Source organism: Flavobacterium anhuiense, assembly GCF_004151235.1.
GTDB classification, from domain to species: domain Bacteria; phylum Bacteroidota; class Bacteroidia; order Flavobacteriales; family Flavobacteriaceae; genus Flavobacterium; species Flavobacterium anhuiense_A.
In genome coordinates this window covers 1-18,813 of record NZ_JUIV01000031.1, presented here as the reverse complement: position 1 = coordinate 18,813, position 18,813 = coordinate 1, and the positions used below count along the sequence as shown (strand labels likewise).

Genomic DNA, 18,813 nt, shown 5'->3' with positions numbered 1-18,813 from the left:
TTTTATTTTTACCAAATCGCCCTATGATTACATCGCTGTCAATTAAAAATTATGCTCTTATCGAAAAGCTAGCCATAGATTTTTCTAAAGGTTTTTCTATAATAACAGGTGAGACAGGTGCAGGAAAATCGATTATTTTGGGAGCTATCGGTCTTGTTTTGGGAAAGAGAGCAGATCTTACTTCGTTAAAGAATAAAGAAGAAAAATGTGTTATTGAAGCACAGTTTGAAATCGGAAAATACAATTTAAAAGATTTTTTTGAGGCTAATGATTTAGATTATGAAGATGAGACAATCATAAGAAGAGAAATTCTTCCTTCTGGTAAATCTCGTGCTTTTATAAATGATAGCCCCGTAAATCTTCAGGAATTGCAAGATTTAAGTTTGTATTTAATTGATATTCATTCGCAACAGCAAACTCAGGAACTTTCTGATGAGAGCGTTCAGTTTAAAATTATTGATGCCATTGCGAATAATTCAGATGTAATCGCTGAATATCAAAAACTGCTGAAATCTTATAAATCAGATAAATCTAAGTTAAGCGCATTACTTAAAAAACAAAGTGATGCAAGCAAGGAACAAGAATACCATACATTTTTATTAAATGAATTGGTTTCAGCACAGTTAAAATCTGGAGAACAAGAAGAATTAGAAGCCGACTACGAAAAACTGAATAATGTTGAGATAATTAAGGAATCTCTAGATAAATCTTTGGCAATTGCCAATGAAGAACAATTTGGCGTTTTTCATAATTTGAATGAAATCAAAAATGCATTGCAAAAAGTAGCTCCTTTTTCGCCAGAATATCAAAATCTATTCGAAAGAATTACAAGTTTGACAATTGAGTTTGATGATATTTCTAAAGAATTGGAAAACTGTTCAGAGAAATTATTAAATGATCCGGCTCAGTTAGAATTGATAAATCAAAAATTACAGCTGATTTATAATTTGCAGAAAAAACATCAGGTGAGTTCTGTAGATGATCTTCTTCAAATCCAATCAGATTTAGGGAACTCTTTATTAGAATTGGATAATATGGATGAAGAGATTGTTTCTTTGTCTAAAATTATCGAAGAAAAAGCATCAGAATTGGATAATTATGCTTCTAAAATACATGAAAACAGAGTTAATGCAATCCCGAATCTATCAGCACAATTGGTTGCTATTTTAGAAACATTAGGAATGCCGAATGCTCGTTTTAATATGGAATTGTTGCCTTCAGAAAACTATTTTCAAAACGGAAAAGACGAATTGCAATTTTTATTCTCTGCCAATAAAGGAACTGATTTTGGTTTGCTGAAAAAAGTAGCTTCAGGAGGGGAGATGTCTCGTATTATGTTGGCTGTGAAAGCGATTTTGGCTAAATATTCAAAATTGCCAACCTTAATTTTTGATGAAATTGATACGGGAGTTTCTGGAGAAATTGCAATTAGAATGGGAGAGATTATGAAAGAAATGAGCACAACGATGCAGATATTTGCTATTACTCATTTGCCTCAAATTGCAGCAAAAGGAGATTCGCACTTCAAAGTTTCTAAAGCTACAGTTGGAAATGATACCCAGTCAGAATTACGATTATTGTCTCATGAAGAAAGAATTACAGAAATAGCTCAAATGCTTTCAGGAGCAAATATTTCTGATTCAGCTTTGAATCATGCAAAAGAATTATTGAATTAAAAGATAAAAATGGAAAGTCTGAGTTTTTACGAAAATCAGTTTATTAAAGCAGATTCGTTAATTTCTGAAGGGAATTCGGCAGATGCAAAGGAATTGCTGGAAGAAATCTTATCGCAATATCCTGATTTTGGAAAAGCACATAATCATCTGGGATGGATTTATTATAACAAGCTAAGTGATTACGAAAGAGGAATCTATCACTATAAATTGGCTATGAAATTTGATCCTAAATATCCTGCTCCATACTTAAATTATACTTATCTGCTAATTGATATTGGGAGATATGCCGAAGCAAAAGAGCATATTGATTTTGCATTAGCAAATCTAGAAAATGCTGATAACTCTTCTTATAACAGTGAATTAGGAAGAATGGCGGAATACGAAAACCAATATATTGTGGCTTATGGGTATTATAAAGAAGCTGTGAAAAATGCATTAAACCCAAATTTTATTGACAATATGAAGGCTAATATGAAAAGGGTTAAGGATAAAATGTCTATTTTTGAAAAATTAAAACTGAAATTGAAATAATACAAAAAAAATAATTGCAAGATGATTATAGAACCTAGAATGAGAGGATTTATTTGTTTGACTGCCCACCCAACGGGAGCTGAACAAAATGTAAAAAATCAAATCGAATACGTAAAATCTAAAGGAGAAATTGCTGGAGCTAAAAAAGTTTTGGTAATCGGTGCTTCTACAGGTTTCGGATTAGCTTCAAGAATTACTAGTGCTTTTGGTTCTGGTGCATCAACAATTGGAGTGTTTTTTGAAAAACCGCCAGTTGAAGGAAAAACTGCGTCTCCAGGATGGTACAATTCAGCGGCATTTGAAAAAGAAGCTCACAAAGCAGGTTTATATGCAAAAAGCATTAACGGAGATGCATTCTCAAATGAAATAAAAAGAGAAACTTTAGATTTAATTAAAGCTGATTTAGGTCAAGTAGATCTTGTAATTTATAGTTTAGCATCTCCAGTGCGTACAAATCCAAATACAGGCGTTACGCACCGTTCAGTTTTAAAACCAATTGGGCAGACGTTTACAAACAAAACAGTTGATTTCCATACAGGAAAAGTTTCTGATGTTTCAATTACTCCTGCAAATGAGGAAGATATTGAAAATACAGTTGCTGTTATGGGTGGAGAAGACTGGGCAATGTGGATTGAAGCTTTAAAAGCTGAAAATTTATTAGCTGAAGGAGCTACAACAGTTGCTTATTCTTATATTGGGCCAGCATTGACTGAAGCAGTTTACCGTAAAGGAACAATTGGTCGTGCTAAAGATCATTTAGAGGCTACTGCATTTACTATCGGTGATTCTTTAAAATCTATTGGAGGAAAAGCGTATGTTTCTGTAAATAAAGCTTTGGTTACACAAGCAAGTTCTGCAATTCCAGTAATTCCGTTATATATTTCTCTTTTATATAAAATCATGAAAGAAGAAGGAATTCACGAAGGTTGTATCGAGCAAATTCAGCGTTTGTTCCAAGATAGATTATACACTGGTTCTGAAGTTCCTGTTGATGAAAAAGGAAGAATCAGAATTGACGACTGGGAAATGCGTGAAGATGTTCAGGAAAAAGTGGCTAAACTTTGGTTAGAAGCTACAACTGAAACATTGCCAGAAATTGGTGATTTAGCAGGATACAGAAATGATTTCTTAAACTTATTCGGATTTGAAGTTCCAGGTGTTGATTACAACGCAGACACTAACGAAGTTGTTGAGATTGAAAGCATCAAATAATACTAGTTTACTTAGTAAATCGAAAAACCATCAGCCAAAAGTTGATGGTTTTTTTGTGAATATACCATATCTTTGTTAAAATTTTACAACACTAAAAATATACCCTTTAATAACGCGCATTCTGCTATGATTTTTTCTTTAATTATACCCGTGTATAATCGTCCAGATGAAGTTGATGAGCTTTTGGAAAGTCTCTCAAAATCTGATTATAATGAAGCTTTTGAAATTGTTCTTGTCGAAGATGGATCTTCAGTGCCATGTCGAGATGTGGTGATGAATTATCAAGGAAAATTAAATATTTCATATTATTTTAAAGAAAACTCAGGTCCGGGAGATTCTCGAAATTTCGGAATGCAGAGGGCTAGAGGAGATTATTTTATCATTTTTGATTCAGATTGTATCATTCCATCACAATATTTGACAGAAGTTCGCAAAGAATTAGATGCAAATTATGTAGACTGTTTTGGCGGTCCAGACAAAGCGCTTGATAGTTTTTCGGATATTCAAAAAGCAATCAATTTTGCTATGACTTCCTTTTTGACAACAGGTGGAATTAGAGGCGGTTCTGAGAAAATCAATAAGTTTCAGCCGCGTAGTTTTAATATGGGAATTTCTAAAAAAGCTTTTGAAGCTTCAAAAGGTTTTGGAAATATCCATCCAGGAGAAGATCCAGATTTATCGATCCGTTTATGGAATCTTGGATTTGAAACAAGATTGTTTAAAGAGGCTTATGTGTATCATAAAAGAAGAATCGACTGGGAGAAATTTTCAGTTCAGGTTAATAAATTTGGTATCGCAAGACCAATTTTAAATAGTTGGTATCCAGAGCATAATAAATTGACTTTTTTCTTTCCGACATTTTTTATACTTGGATTATTATTAGCTTTTTTATTGTTAATTTTTAATATCGATATTTTATTACAATTATATTTTGTATATTTCGTTATAATTTTTCTTACATCAAGTATTCAAAACAAAAGCGTCAAAATTGGGTACTTATCTGTAATAGCAGTGTGGAAACAGTTTTATGGTTACGGAACAGGATTTTTAAAATCATATGTGAAAGTGATTTTGTTAAAGAAAAAACCTCAAGAAGCTTTTCCGCGTATGTTTTTTAAATTATAAGAATGGCAAAAGTTATTGGTCTTACAGGAGGAATTGGCAGCGGAAAAACTACCGTTGCAAACTATTTTCAAGAAATGGGTGTTCCTGTTTACATTGCTGATGACGGCGCTAAAAGGGTAATGCAGTCAAAAAATATTCTTGCAGAATTAAAATCTGCTTTTGGTGGCAATATTTTTGATGGTGATATTTTAAATCGTGCCAAATTAGCACAGATAGTTTTTAATGACAAAGAGCAATTGGCAAAATTGAATGCAATTGTACACCCAGCAGTAAAATTGGATTTTGAAGAATGGGTGAAAGAACATAAAAATCAAGATTATGTAATTTATGAAGCCGCTATTTTATTTGAAAGCGGCCGATATAAAGATTGTGATGTAATTATAACCGTTACAGCTCCAGAAGAAGTGAGAATTGATCGTGTTATAAAACGAGATAAAACTACCCGAGAACAAGTTGTGAGTAGAATGAAAATGCAGTGGAATGATGAAAAACGAATTTCTAAGAGCAATTTCGTGATTAATAACAATAATCTTAAAAATGCTAAAGAAGAAGTTGTTAAAATTCTTAAAATTTTAAATATAAAACAAAAACAGTCTTAAATGTTAATATTTGGTTAATGTATTATTTAGTATATTGTTAAAATATTAATTTTGTTTCGATGAATAAATTATTTTTTAGAATACTTGTTTTATTGATGAGTCTGTCCCTGATAGGGATAATTCTGGTACAAGTGTTTTGGTTCAATTCTTCGTTCAAAAATAATGAAGAGCAATTTAAATACCACGTTACTCAAGTAATTGGAAATGTTGCAGATAAGCTGGAACAACAAGAAGAGTACAGTTTTTACGACAAATACAACCGTATTAAAGACAGTACGGGGAAAATTCCAAAAAAAGAAGATTTACTAGAAGTACTTTATGTACAGAGAAACACAAAAACGAATAAAACTATTGTTTATTCCAATACCTTGACATCTGAAGATTACGATATCAGTGGTTCGGTTTTTAACAAAAAATTCAGCAGTGAACGTTTTAAAAATTTTAGTTCTAAAAGAGTAACAGAAGTTTATAATAACAATAACGGAATTGATAATAATAATTTAGGGCAGAGTATTATTCCTGATCTTAAAATTGAAAAATCAGGAAGTTTAGACATATTAAACAAAGTTCAGCAACAGATTCAGTATAAAGATATTGCTTCTTTGACTCCAATTGAAGGAAGGATAACAAAAGATAAGCTTTTTAAATTATTGAAGAAAGAGCTGGAGGAATACGGTGTAAAAACCAAATTTGAATTCGGAATATACAGTAGTGGTAATCCGACAAAGATAAAATCCGACGGATTTCATTATGATAAAGAAGCTACGTACAATATTCCAATTTATACCGATAATGAAGGAAATAGCAGATACGAACTATCAGTTACATTTCCTCACAAAAAGAAGTTCTTATTATCCGAGTTATTAAGTATTACTATCTTATCGATAGTCTTTACATTAATTATAATTGTTGCTTACACGAGTGCATTAAATCAGCTTTTGCGTCAGAAACATATTTCTGAAATTAAAACAGATTTTATAAACAACATGACGCATGAGTTTAAAACACCAATAGCTACAATAAATTTAGCATTAGATGCAATAAGAAGTCCGAAGGTTATTGAAGATAAAGAAAAGGTTTATCGATATCTTCAAATGATTCGGGATGAAAATAAGAGAATGCATGCTCAAGTCGAAAATGTATTGCGTATTTCTAAACTAGAGAAAAGAGAGCTTGACATTACAAAAGAGCCTACTGTAGTTACAGATATTATTGACGATGCAATCGAACATGTGAATCTGATATTGGAAGACCGACAAGGGACAGTAGAAAAGCATTATAATGCAGCCAGAACAACAGTTTTGATAAATGAAGTTCATTTTACAAACGTATTGGTTAATATTTTAGAAAATGCAATCAAATATTCTCCAGATGCACCTAAGATTGAAATTTTTACAGAAAATGTGAAAGACATGATTCTGATAAAAGTAAAAGATCATGGTTTGGGAATGAGTAAGATAGCTCAGAAACGAGTTTTTGAGAAGTTTTACAGAGAGCATACCGGTGACCTTCATAACGTAAAAGGGCATGGTTTAGGATTGGCATATGTAAAGAGAATAGTAGAGGATCACAATGGTCAAGTATATGTAGAAAGCGAAAAAGGAAAAGGTAGCACCTTTATAATAAAAATACCATTAATAAATTAAAATATGGAAAATACTAACAAAAGAATACTTTTAGTAGAAGATGACCTAAATTTTGGGGCGGTTCTTAAAGATTATCTAATGTTAAATGACTTTGAAGTTACTTTAGCTAAAAACGGTATGGAAGGTTTCGAGAAATTCAAGAAGGACGTATATGATTTATGCATTTTGGATGTAATGATGCCTTATAAAGATGGTTACACTTTGGCCAAAGAAATTAGAGAGAAGAACAGTGAAGTGCCAATTATATTCTTAACAGCAAAATCTATGAAAGAAGATGTGTTAAAAGGATATAAAGCAGGTGCTGATGACTATTTAAATAAACCTTTTGATTCTGAAGTTCTTTTAATGAAAATTAAAGCAATCATTCAAAGAAAATCAGCAGATACAAAAGCAGAACAAGTACAGTTTGAATTTAATATTGGTAAATTCCACTTAAATTCAAAATTGAGATTCTTGACTTATCAAGATGAAGAGCCGATTAAATTGTCTCCAAAAGAAAATGAATTGCTTAAAATGCTTATTCTTCATGAAAATGATTTAATGCCAAGAGAATTAGCTTTAACAAAAATCTGGAGAGACGATAACTACTTTACTTCAAGAAGTATGGACGTTTACATCGCTAAATTGAGAAAATACTTAAAAGCGGATGAAGATGTTGAAATCTTAAACATTCACGGAGAAGGTTTCAGATTAGTAGTAAAAAGCAAAGTTTCTGAATAATTAATTCACCGAAATAAAATATAAGCTCTGAGAAATCAGGGCTTTTTTTATGCTTAAAAAGCTTTAGTGCTTAATCTTTTCATTTCGACGAAGGAGAAATCCTCACAAGTAGCTCGATAAAGATTGGCGAAATTCGATGCAGAGTTTCATTTGAAGATTTCCTCTTTATTAAATGGTAAATAGTTCAAAAACATGATATAATTTAAAAATTTATCATGCCATCTTTATTTTAATAAAAACAAATTTAGTGTTTTGATTATCAGATAGATAATGTGTTTTTGTCAAGTTAGTTAAATGTGTGGTTTAATTGTTTTAAAGAATTTTCTTTAAAATAATTTGGAAATTCAAAAAACAATTCTGAATATTTGCACACGAAAAAAATAATAACCCTTTAAAACGAAGAAAAAATGTTTGTACTTACATCGACATCACAAAGCTTCACACCAAACGAATTTGGTGCAGCGATTCTTCGTGGCTTATTTCAATCTTAGAAAAATACATTTTTAGATATATAAAAAAGCCCGAAGACAATAAGTTTCGGGCTTTTTTTTATTCTAGACACTTCAAAATTTTCCCGAAAAACATTTAGTATTTATCCAAAAGATAAATGATTCCGCATGTTTATTTCATTTTGATTTCTTCCAGACTTCAATCTGATTTATTCTGCACAATAACATAATTAAACAATTTATGGGAAATAAATTATCTGGAAAAGACCTGATTAAATTGGGTTTTCCAAAAAACAATTCAATAAACATCGCCTTAGGGCAGATAAACAGATATAGAAAAAGAGAAAAAAAAGAATCTATTCTAACAGAAGCAAAAGATGTTTTGCTAAATCCTGAAAAGTACGAAGGGAACGGAACTTGGGGAAAAGTAGCTGAAGGGCTAATTAAACCTGTCAAAGTAAGGATGCATCAGCTTAAAAACACCAGAGCTCCTTTTAAAATTTTTGGTGAAAATGAAATTGATGAACAGGCAAAATTTCAATTGTACGATTCATTGAAACTGCCAGTTTCTGTTGCAGGAGCATTAATGCCAGATGCGCATTCGGGTTACGGATTGCCGATTGGCGGAGTATTAGCGACTGATAATGCTGTGATTCCGTATGGAGTTGGAGTTGATATTGGCTGCCGAATGAGTCTTTCGATTTTTGATTTGCCAGCCTCTCATTTTAAAGGAAAAGAACATCAATTGGAAGCCATTCTAAAAGACAATACAAAGTTTGGAATGTATGAAACGCACGCTTCTCGTGTAGATCATGAGGTGTTTTACAATAGTGGATTTCAAGATATTCCATTATTGAAGAATCTTCTTCCAAAAGCCTATAAACAATTAGGAACATCAGGAGGAGGAAACCATTTTGTAGAATTTGGAATCGCCAAAATTGAAAATCCTGAGAACGAGTGGAAATTGGAAAAAGGGGAATATTTTGCTGTTCTTTCACACAGCGGTTCTCGCGGATTGGGCGCTAACATTGCGAAACATTATACGTATTTAGCAACAAAACAATGTCCGTTGCCAAAAAACGTACAGCATTTGGCTTGGCTGGATCTGAATACGCACGATGGTCAGGAATATTGGCTGGCGATGAATTTGGCCGGAGAATATGCAAAAGCCTGTCATGATGATATTCATAGACGAATTGCAAAAGCAATTGGAAAAAGAGTAGTTGTAACAATTGAAAATCATCACAATTTTGCCTGGAAAGAAATCGTGAATGGTCAAGAATGTATTGTGCATAGAAAAGGAGCAACTCCTGCTGGTGAAGGTCAATTGGGAATTATTCCAGGTTCGATGACTGCCCCAGGTTTTATTGTAAAAGGAAAAGGAAATGCAGAGAGTCTGAACTCGGCTTCTCATGGTGCAGGACGTTTGTTTTCGAGAGCAAAATGTAAAAGCACTTTTACGCAAAGTTTGATTAATAAAGAATTGAAGAAACACGAAGTGACTTTAATCGGTGGGAATATTGACGAAGCTCCAATGGCATATAAAGACATCACGAAAGTAATGGCGAATCAAACTGATCTAGTTGAAGTTTTGGGAACTTTTACGCCGAAAATTGTTAGAATGGATCGTTAAGAAGAAATTTAAAATGGAAAAAATAATTCAGATAGCAGCGGGTCGCGGACCTGCAGAATGCACTTGGGTTGTTGCCCAAGTGCTTAAAAAAGTTTTGGAAGAAGCACAAGATCAGAATTTAGATGTGGTTTTACTTCAAAGAGAGAAAGGAGAAGAAAACGGAACTATTGAAACCGCATCGATTTCTGTAAAAGGAAAAAATGCCGATCAGTTTGTGAAATCTTGGGTTGGAACGATTCAATGGATTGGTCAGAGTCAGTTTAGGAAAATGCATAAAAGAAAAAACTGGTTTATTGGAATTTTTGAAATTGAACCGCAGAAGAATGCGATAGTTTCAGAAAATGATATTCAATATCAAGCCATGAGAAGTTCTGGAGCGGGAGGTCAGCATGTGAACAAAGTAAGTTCGGCAATTCGAGCAACTCATATTCCGACTGGAATTGCTGTTGTAGCAATGGACAGCCGTTCGCAGCACCAAAACAAAAAACTGGCAACAGAAAGATTAATTAAAAAACTAGAAGACGAGAAACTAGTGAAACTTAAAAATCATGTTGGAAAACAATGGGAAAATCAGCTCCATGTGGAGCGTGGAAATCCTGTGAGAGTTTTTACAGGAAGTGATTTTAAAAAGAACAAAGTAGAGAAAAGCTACAAAGGAACTCGTCAGAAACTAAAAAATGATTTAAGAAATGAAAACAACTGATAAATACCTTTTTCAAGCCTTGGATAATTATCCATTTTGGTTGGAAGGGACAATTGAATCTTTAGATTATGCTTTTTCTTATGATGATAAAAATACAATGGTTTTGTGTTTGTACGGAAGAATTCAAGCAGAACAATTAATGAATTATGAAGAGGCGAAATCTTATTTTCAACAGGCTTTATCGATTAATATTCATGCTCTTGAAGTATATCCGTATTATTTGAAAACATTGATTTTAAACGAAGATTTTGAAGAAGCTCAAAAACTGATTGATTTTGCTCTGACTGTTAAAGGAATAAACAAATCAGAAATTTATGTCAAGAAAGCCATTCTTTTGGAAGCACAAAACAAGTTTAAAGAGGCATTAAAAGAAATTAAAAATGCAAAACTTCATTTGTTGCAATTTAATTATGAATCTGATATTTCAGATGTTGAGAAGAGGATTGAGAATAAAATTGATTTGCTGAAAAAGAAAAAAGAAAAGAAATCTAAGAAAGGTTCTAAAAAGAAATCAAAGTAATTTTTTCTAAAAAAAAACGATGCAAATTTTGCATCGTTTTTTTTAGAAAGTATAATTACGCAAAGTTTGTCATTTCGACGAAGGAGAAATCTCCGCAAGTAATTCCGCAACTATAGTCCAATCTTTGTAGAGTTTCTCGTGGAGATTTCTCCTTCGTCGAAATGACAATATTGTGGGATATAGTGAGAAAAAAAAATTACTTCCAATGCAATTCCAAAGCAAAACACGTTTTTTCGCCTTTTGTAATGCTGAACGTTGCTGTTGTATGGTCGTCGTCTTCGCTTTCATGAATTACAACATTATCTTGTAGTGAAAGCTCTTTCATGAAGTTCATTTCGAAGCTTTTTACTTCCTGTTTCATAATTCTTTTTGGGTCAACATGATCCAAACACCATTCAAGGTATTTTACGTTATTTGCGTGATTTACAATATCTAAATCGGATAAATATACTGTTTTTTCAAAAACGGCTTCTTTTTCATGATTGATATTGATTTTTGAAAACCCTTCTTCTGTTGCTCTTTTGTCAGGGAATAGTTCAAAATGTTCAAAAGGTAATGCCAATGCTTCTGGGCGACGTGCTTTGGTATTGAAAACTGCCCAATATGTTTCGCTTCCCACGATCTTTTTTCCGTTTACATACATTTCCAAGGCACGGACAGAACGTGAATTTTCTAAACTGTTAATCCATGTTTTTACTGTTACAACATCTTGCCATTTTGGTAATGCTGTAATTTCAACGCGCATTCGGCTTAAAACCCATGCTTGGTCAAATTCTTGCATATCAGAAAAACTGATTCCGCCGACTTCAGAATGTGCAGCAGCGGTTAATTGTAAAAGATTGCATAAATCGGTATACTTTAAGAAACCTGTTGGTGTGCATTGTGTGAAATTGATTTCCCAGTCTTTGCTTAAAACTGATGTAAAATTAGGAGATATTGGCATTTTTTATTTTTTTAGAGAATAGAGTAAAGAGGATAGATAAAAGACGTTCTTACTTTGTAAGATTTTCTATGTAATGTATGATTTCTTTTCTATTTGTTGCGTAATCAAACCATTTGGTGTTTTCGTTTCGTTTGAACCACGTTAATTGTCTTTTAGAGAATCTTCTCGTATTCTTTTTGATTTCTTCGATTGCAAAAGGCAAAGTGAATTCTCCGTCAAAATAACTAAATAATTCTCTATAACCGACCGTTTGAAGTGCATTTAACGCTTTATTAGGATAAAGTGTTTCGGCTTCTTTTAGCAGTCCTTCGTTCATCATGATGTCAACACGCTGGTTGATTCTGCTGTAAATGATTTCTCTTTCGGCATCTAAACCTATTAGAATAGGAGTGAAGTCTCTGTTGTTTTTCTTTTGGTTTAAGAAAGAAGAATATGGTTTTTGAGAACCAATGCAAACTTCTACGAAACGCATCATTCGTTGTGGGTTTTGTAGTGTTTGTGGATTTTCTAAAGTTATTTTATGATAATAATCGGGATCTAGATTTTTTAATTGTTCCTGAAGATATTCAATTCCGAGCTTTCCGTAGTTTGAATTTACTTCTGCACGAACTTTTGGATCGATTTCCGGAAATTCGTCGAAACCTTTTAAAATGGCATCGACATATAATCCTGAACCTCCAATAAGAATTACGAAATCATTGTTTTGAAATAACTCTTCAATTTTGAGTAGAGCTTCTTTCTCATAATCGCCAACGGTATAATTTTCAAAAATGGATTTGTTTTGGATAAAATGATGTTGGGCTGAATTGAGTTCTTCCTGACTTGGAACTGCGGTTCCGATAGTCATTTCTTTGAAAAACTGACGGCTGTCGCAAGAAACGATTTCGCATTTAAAATGTTGTGCCAAAGCAATGCTTAAGGCTGTTTTGCCTATAGCTGTTGGTCCGACAATGGTGATTAGGTATTTCATAGTTTTTAGCCCAGATGGAAATGGAAACCCCGGACTTATATTTGTTGAATTTTTTTGGTGTAAAAGAGCGACCAACGGAAGCTCCTTTTATGCCTTAAAAAATTACAAATATAAGGAGGAGTTGGAATGTACAACTGGATTAGCTTCTAAAAATTAATTATTTGGCAGTTCTGTTCCGCATTCGTAGCAATATTTAGCGTTATCGAAGTGAACTTGAGATTGGCATTTTCTGCATGTTTTTTTACTGCTTACAGCATTGTTTCTTAAACTGCTTTTGGCAAATTCGGCTGTTACAATTCCTGTCGGTACAGCAATGATTCCGTAGCCTAAAATCATTACGCAAGCTGCAATGAATTGTCCTAAAGGAGTTTGAGGTGAAATATCTCCGTAACCAACTGTTGTTAAAGTAACTATTGTCCAGTAAATTCCCATTGGAATACTGGTAAAACCTGATTCTTTTCCTTCAACCAGATACATTATCGTTCCAATTATAACGGTGCTGATTAAAACAAAATAAATGAAAACCAGAATTTTTTCTTTACTGGCTTCGATAGCTTCTTTTAATTGCAGGGATTGATGGTTGATTTGCGGAATGTGCAAAATTTTAAATAATCGTAGAAAACGTAATGCCCTTACGATTGATAAAATACTCGCACCTGGGAAAAAGATGGACAAATACATTGGTAAAACGGCAAGTAAATCTATGATTCCGTAAAAACTGAAAATGTATTTGACGGGTTTTTGAATGGAGATAATTCTCAATATGTATTCTATGGTGAAAAATATAGTAATTATCCATTCGCAAATTAATAATTGTTCGTGATATTTAGAACTGACGCCTTGAACGGTATCAAGCATTATCAATAGAACGCTCAGTAAAATTAAACCCAGCAATACTAAATCGAACATTCGTCCTAAAATGGTGTTGGTACCATATAGAACGATTTTGACTTTTTCTCTAAAGATTTCGTATTGTGATTTTGTTTTTTTCATATCCTTAAAGATAATGAAAGTTTCGATTTGTTAAAAATGAAGTATTTTTAATGATTTGCTTTTGCGGATATAACTCTGAATGATATTCTTTACGTCGCGATTGTGTTGCATCGGAACCAGAATATTTTTCAGGATATCAATATTGGTAATTTGATAATTGAGATCATAATAAGCGTAACCTTTATAGATTCCGTTTTCAATCAAAATAGCGCTTCGTTCGTTTACATTTCTTCCTCTGTCTATCAGAACCATGCTTTTGTTTTCAAAACTGTTTTCTGAGATAAATTGCTGTACTCTTAAATTGTAAACTTCTGGAGTAACCTCGCCAATGCAGGCTCCGTCACATTCTTTAATTTTATATTGAAAACACTCTTTTTTGGTTTGGTATAAACCTGTTAGTTTTTGGCACAAATGATATTTTGCCGTAATCTTAAAAAGCGCATTTTTGCCTTCTTGCAAAGAAACATAAGAAGTGATTTCTTTTTTACGTCCGTCTGCTTTTTCAAGTTTTAAATTGATATAGCCATTTGAATCTTTTTCGGCATATAACGCGACAGGAAATACTGTTTTTTTCTGCGAACGATTGTATCGTGGACGATTTACTTTAACCTCTTGGCTTTCTTTTAAAAGTGCGATTAATTCGCTTCCAGTTTCGTCGTAAGTAATAGTAAAAACTTCCGCCTGAATTCGTTTGCTTTTGGTTGTAACTCCCGTAAAATGCTGATTGACTCTTTTTTTGATATTTTGGCTTTTGCCAATGTAAATTAATGTCCCATCTTCTTTGTAGATATAATAAACGCCTGTTTTAGCTGGCATTTGATTTAATATATCCAAGAATTTCGGAGAAATACCTTTTTCTACTTCGAGTTTTATAAAATCTTTTACGATGGTTTTTTCGACATCTTTTTCCAAAAGCATTTTGAAAAGCTTAGTCGTAGCCATAGCGTCTCCGCTCGCGCGATGTCTGTCGGCCATTGGAATTCCAAGTGAACGGACTAGTTTTCCTAAACTGTAAGATGGTTGTTCAGGAATTAGTTTTTTGGCTAATTCTACTGTACAAAGTGTTTTAGCTTCGAAATCGTAGCCTAAACGTCTGAATTCTGTACGCAGGATTCTATAGTCGAAAGAGGCGTTGTGAGCTACAATGACGCAATCTTGAGTGATTTCTATAATTCGTTTCGCAACTTCGTAGAATTTTGGAGCAGAACGCAACATAGCATTATTAATTCCAGTCAGTTTTACTACGAAAGGCTGAATCGGAATTTCAGGATTGACAAGGCTGATGAATTGATCAACTACTTCATGCCCATCAAATTTGTAGATAGCGATTTCGGTAATTCCCTCTTCATTAAACTGTCCCCCAGTGGTTTCTATGTCAAGTATTGCGTACAAATTCAGTAATCAGTGTTCAGTTTTTTTAGTATTCAGTTTTCTGTAGAGACGCATTTCAATGCGTCTTAGGATTATGGCATTTGTAAATTATCTTCCTCCAAAAATACTGCTTCCAATGCGAACCATTGTGCTTCCGCATTCTATTGCCAATTGATAATCTCCAGACATTCCCATCGATATCGTGTTCAAACTGCAGTTTTCAGCTTTCAGATCTTTTATCGAATCAAAAATGGATTTTAAATGGGTAAATTCTTTTTTAATCTGGTTTTGGTCTTCGGTGAAAGTGGCCATTCCCATTAAACCTAAGATACGAATATTTTTCAACTCTTTAAACTCTGCAGAAGTTAAAAGTTCATTTAATTCATTTTCGTCCAAACCAAATTTAGATTCTTCTTCCGCAATGTAAATTTGAAGAAGGCAATCTATTATTCTATTATTTTTTAAAGCTTGTTTATTAATTTCTTGCAATAACTTCAAACTGTCAACGCCGTGAATTAAAGTCACATAAGGTGCCATAAATTTGACTTTATTTGACTGAACATGACCAATCATATGCCATTGGATATCTTTTGGCATTTGTTCCCACTTTTCAGTCATTTCCTGAATTTTGTTTTCTCCAAAAATGCGTTGGCCAGCTTCGTAAGCCTGCATCAAATCTGAGACAGGTTTTGTTTTTGAAACGGCCACAAGAGTAACATGTTCAGGTAAAGTTGCTTTGATCGTATTTAAATTCGATTGAATCGACATGGTATTTTTTTTTATAAAAACTGCTTCGAGATTTTCTCTGCTTTTTTGCTTTCGCTATAATCGTAAAAACCTTCGCCAGATTTTACTCCAAGTTTTCCAGCTCTTACCATATTTACTAAAAGTGGGCAAGGAGCATATTTTGGATTTTTGAATCCGTCGTACATTACATTTAGAATTGCCAAACAAACGTCGAGGCCAATAAAATCAGCTAATTGAAGAGGACCCATTGGGTGTCCCATTCCTAATTTCATTACCGTATCTATTTCGTAAACTCCAGCAACACCATTATATAACGTTTCGATTGCCTCATTTAGCATTGGCATTAAAATTCTGTTTGCCACAAAACCTGGATAATCATTTACTTCTACAGGAACTTTACCTAATTTTTCAGATAAAGTCATGATAATTTTAGTTACTTCATCACTAGTGTTGTATCCGCGAATGATTTCAACCAATTTCATAATCGGCACCGGATTCATAAAGTGCATTCCGATAACGCGCTCAGGATGTGCTACAACAGCTCCGATTTGTGTAATTGAAATAGAAGAAGTGTTCGTTGCCAAAATAGTATTGTGAGAACAGTATTCGTTTAATTGTTTGAAGATGTTCAGTTTTAATTCAACGTTTTCAGTTGCAGCTTCAACTACTAAATCAACGCCAACAACTCCGTCTTTTAAATCTGTATAAGTAATAATGTTCGTAATAGTTTTAGCAACGTCTTCCTGCGTGATCGTTCCTTTAGATAACATACGGTCTAAGTTGGCAGCAATTGTTGCCATTCCTTTATCTAATGATTTTTCAGAAACGTCGATTAATTTTACGGTAAATCCGCTTTGCGCAAAAGTATGAGCAATTCCGTTACCCATTGTTCCTGCTCCAATTACAGCTATTGTTTTCATTTTATGCTAGATATTTTTTTATGATTTAGCCACGAATTCACCAAATAATTCGTGAATTCGTGGCTATTTATTTTGATTTACTCTTTTTAAAACTATTTTTTGAAACAATCAATAATTTGATAAGCCACGCGTAATGCATCTGTTGCCTGCTCAAGTGTTACAACTGGAGTTGAATCGTTATTGATAGCATCTGCAAACGAATTTAATTCGTCTAAAATGGCGTTGTTTTGCTCAACATCTGGATTAGTGAAATAGATTTGTTTTTTTACACCTTCAGCATTTTGAAGAATCATATCAAAATCTCCAGGAACTTCTGGTGCGTCTTTCATACGAACCACTTCACATTTTTTCTCTAAAAAGTCAACAGAAATGTAGGCGTCTTTTTGAAAGAAGCGTGATTTACGCATGTTCTTCATTGAAATTCTACTTGCCGTTAAATTAGCAACACAGCCATTTTCGAATTCAATTCTCGCGTTAGCAATATCCGGAGTTTCGCTGATAACCGAAACACCACTTGCATTGATGCTTTTTACTTTAGATTTTACAACACTTAAAATAGCGTCGATATCGTGAATCATTAAATCCAAAACTACAGGAACATCTGTACCGCGAGGGTTAAATTCTGCTAAACGATGCGTTTCTATAAACATCGGATTTTCGATCATTTCCTTAGTAGCGATAAAAGCAGGATTAAAACGCTCTACGTGACCTACTTGACCTTTTACGTTATGTTCTTTGGCCAAAGCAATAATTTCTTCAGCTTCTTCAACTGTATTGGCAATTGGTTTTTCGATAAAGATATGTTTTCCTGATTTTATGGCAACCTTAGCGCATTTGTAGTGTGAAAGGGTCGGAGTGACAATGTCAATCACGTCAACAGCGTGAATAAGTTTTGCAATTGTGCTGAAATTTTTATAGCCAAACTCTTTTGAGATTCTTTCGGCATTTTCTTGATTTTCGTCGTAAAATCCAACTAATTCGTATTTGTCAGATTGTTGTAATAAGCGTAAATGTATTTTACCAAGATGACCAGCACCTAAAACTCCTACTTTTAACATGAGAATGTATTTTAAACAAAAATATAATTTATTTGTTTAACGTGAAAATGAATTTATCGAATTATTGGTTGTTGGTTGTTAGTTATTGGTTGTTGGTCGTTTGAAGTTTGCAGTTGATTGCTCCTTTTAATTTTATAGTTTGTCACCCTGAACGAAGTGGAAGGGCTTGGGCTCCACTTAACTCGACAGATAGTGATCTTTTGACTTTCGACTTTTGACTTTACACTTTATTATTTAAAAATCAATATTTGAAATCCTGTTTTGTTTCTTATTTTTGCGAAAATAAAACCTACCTATTTTGAAAGACACTGCCAAACATCAAGGACTTCGTAATCAATTAGTAACCACTTTAGAGCAAAAAGGAATTACTGATAGAGCTGTTCTGGATGCGATAAAAAAAATCCCGAGACACCTTTTTTTGAATTCTAGTTTTGAAGATTTCGCTTATCAGGATAAAGCTTTTCCGATTGGTGCAGGACAAACCATTTCTCAGCCTTATACAGTAGCTTTTCAATCACAATTGCTTGAAGTTAAAAAGGATCATAAAATTTTAGAAATCGGGACTGGATCTGGTTATCAAACTGCTGTTTTGTTTATGCTTGGCGCTAAAGTATATACAGTTGAAAGACAAAGTGAATTGTTTAAAACGACATCGAATTTGTTTCCGAAATTAAACATTCGCCCCAAACACGTTACTTTTGGAGATGGATATAAAGGATTGCCAAATTTTGCACCATTTGACAGTATTATTGTTACCGCAGGGGCGCCGTTTATTCCGCAGCCATTAATGGCACAATTAAAAATAGGAGGAAGGCTTGTTATTCCGTTGGGAGAAGATGTTCAGATTATGACATTGTTAATCAGGAAAAACGAAACTCAATTTGAAAAACATGAGTTTGGAGAGTTTCGATTTGTTCCTTTATTAGAAGATAAAAATTAATGAGAAAGCCCGTTTTGAATAGACTGCACCCAAAAGTTTAGACAAATTTAAAATTAA

At 33.3% G+C, this 18,813-nt stretch carries 18 protein-coding genes; 11 read left to right on the top strand and 7 right to left on the bottom strand.

What is annotated here, in order from left to right:
- The first annotated feature begins 23 nt into the window (after positions 1 to 23).
- The 10 genes from recN to NU08_RS21565 all read left to right on the top strand — a co-directional run bounded on the left by recN (position 24) and on the right by NU08_RS21565 (position 10,814).
- Positions 24 to 1,676: a DNA repair protein RecN gene (gene recN, locus NU08_RS21610; RefSeq protein ID WP_129749111.1), complete on the top strand. Its 1,653-nt coding sequence runs from the start codon at positions 24 to 26 to the stop codon at positions 1,674 to 1,676.
- A gap of 9 nt (positions 1,677 to 1,685) precedes the next feature.
- Positions 1,686 to 2,207, top strand: a complete 522-nt coding sequence (locus NU08_RS21605; RefSeq protein ID WP_129749110.1) for a tetratricopeptide repeat protein — start codon at positions 1,686 to 1,688, stop codon at positions 2,205 to 2,207.
- A gap of 21 nt (positions 2,208 to 2,228) precedes the next feature.
- Positions 2,229 to 3,419: an enoyl-ACP reductase FabV gene (gene fabV / locus NU08_RS21600; RefSeq protein WP_129749109.1), complete on the top strand. Its 1,191-nt coding sequence runs from the start codon at positions 2,229 to 2,231 to the stop codon at positions 3,417 to 3,419.
- 126 nt (positions 3,420 to 3,545) lie between these two features.
- Positions 3,546 to 4,544, top strand: coding sequence for a glycosyltransferase (locus NU08_RS21595; RefSeq protein ID WP_129749108.1), 999 nt, complete (start codon positions 3,546 to 3,548; stop codon positions 4,542 to 4,544).
- Positions 4,545 to 4,546: 2 nt separating this feature from the next.
- Positions 4,547 to 5,143 (top strand): dephospho-CoA kinase, encoded by a 597-nt coding sequence (gene coaE, locus NU08_RS21590; RefSeq protein ID WP_129749107.1) that lies wholly within the window; start codon positions 4,547 to 4,549, stop codon positions 5,141 to 5,143.
- Between the two features lie 59 nt (positions 5,144 to 5,202).
- Entirely contained in the window at positions 5,203 to 6,789 is a 1,587-nt protein-coding gene (locus NU08_RS21585) for a sensor histidine kinase (RefSeq protein WP_129749106.1), read from the top strand.
- A gap of 3 nt (positions 6,790 to 6,792) precedes the next feature.
- A complete protein-coding gene (locus NU08_RS21580) occupies positions 6,793 to 7,509 on the top strand; it encodes a response regulator transcription factor (RefSeq protein ID WP_091496987.1) in 717 nt (238 codons plus the stop codon).
- Between the two features lie 690 nt (positions 7,510 to 8,199).
- The gene (locus NU08_RS21575; protein WP_129749105.1) at positions 8,200 to 9,591 is read left to right on the top strand and encodes an RtcB family protein; all 1,392 of its coding nucleotides are present in this window, start codon (positions 8,200 to 8,202) and stop codon (positions 9,589 to 9,591) included.
- 13 nt (positions 9,592 to 9,604) lie between these two features.
- Positions 9,605 to 10,294 carry a peptide chain release factor H gene (prfH, locus tag NU08_RS21570; RefSeq protein WP_129749104.1) on the top strand — a complete coding sequence of 230 codons (690 nt, stop codon included), beginning with the start codon at positions 9,605 to 9,607 and terminating at the stop codon, positions 10,292 to 10,294.
- A complete protein-coding gene (locus NU08_RS21565) occupies positions 10,281 to 10,814 on the top strand; it encodes a hypothetical protein (RefSeq protein ID WP_129749103.1) in 534 nt (177 codons plus the stop codon). Before prfH ends, NU08_RS21565 begins: the two co-directional genes overlap by 14 nt.
- A 196-nt stretch (positions 10,815 to 11,010) precedes the next feature.
- Here the strand turns inward: NU08_RS21565 and NU08_RS21560 are convergent, their stop codons facing one another.
- The 7 genes from NU08_RS21560 to NU08_RS21530 form a co-directional block, all read right to left on the bottom strand.
- On the bottom strand, positions 11,011 to 11,757 hold the full coding sequence (locus tag NU08_RS21560) for an acyl-[acyl-carrier-protein] thioesterase (RefSeq protein ID WP_129749102.1): 747 nt from the start codon (positions 11,755 to 11,757) through the stop codon (positions 11,011 to 11,013).
- Between the two features lie 49 nt (positions 11,758 to 11,806).
- The gene (miaA, locus tag NU08_RS21555; RefSeq protein WP_129749101.1) at positions 11,807 to 12,727 is read right to left on the bottom strand and encodes a tRNA (adenosine(37)-N6)-dimethylallyltransferase MiaA; all 921 of its coding nucleotides are present in this window, start codon (positions 12,725 to 12,727) and stop codon (positions 11,807 to 11,809) included.
- A gap of 153 nt (positions 12,728 to 12,880) precedes the next feature.
- Positions 12,881 to 13,720, bottom strand: coding sequence for an ion transporter (locus NU08_RS21550; RefSeq protein ID WP_129749100.1), 840 nt, complete (start codon positions 13,718 to 13,720; stop codon positions 12,881 to 12,883).
- A 30-nt stretch (positions 13,721 to 13,750) separates the two neighbouring features.
- On the bottom strand, positions 13,751 to 15,112 hold the full coding sequence (locus NU08_RS21545; RefSeq protein ID WP_129749099.1) for an exonuclease domain-containing protein: 1,362 nt from the start codon (positions 15,110 to 15,112) through the stop codon (positions 13,751 to 13,753).
- A gap of 87 nt (positions 15,113 to 15,199) precedes the next feature.
- On the bottom strand, positions 15,200 to 15,859 hold the full coding sequence (locus tag NU08_RS21540) for a YggS family pyridoxal phosphate-dependent enzyme (protein WP_129749098.1): 660 nt from the start codon (positions 15,857 to 15,859) through the stop codon (positions 15,200 to 15,202).
- Between the two features lie 11 nt (positions 15,860 to 15,870).
- The gene (locus tag NU08_RS21535; RefSeq protein ID WP_129749097.1) at positions 15,871 to 16,758 is read right to left on the bottom strand and encodes a 3-hydroxyacyl-CoA dehydrogenase family protein; all 888 of its coding nucleotides are present in this window, start codon (positions 16,756 to 16,758) and stop codon (positions 15,871 to 15,873) included.
- Between the two features lie 92 nt (positions 16,759 to 16,850).
- Entirely contained in the window at positions 16,851 to 17,816 is a 966-nt protein-coding gene (locus NU08_RS21530; RefSeq protein ID WP_129749096.1) for a Gfo/Idh/MocA family protein, read from the bottom strand.
- A 298-nt stretch (positions 17,817 to 18,114) separates the two neighbouring features.
- On the opposite strand from NU08_RS21530, the gene NU08_RS21525 reads away from it, so the two are divergent.
- Positions 18,115 to 18,756, top strand: coding sequence for a protein-L-isoaspartate(D-aspartate) O-methyltransferase (locus tag NU08_RS21525; protein WP_012025429.1), 642 nt, complete (start codon positions 18,115 to 18,117; stop codon positions 18,754 to 18,756).
- The last annotated feature ends 57 nt before the right edge of the window (positions 18,757 to 18,813 follow it).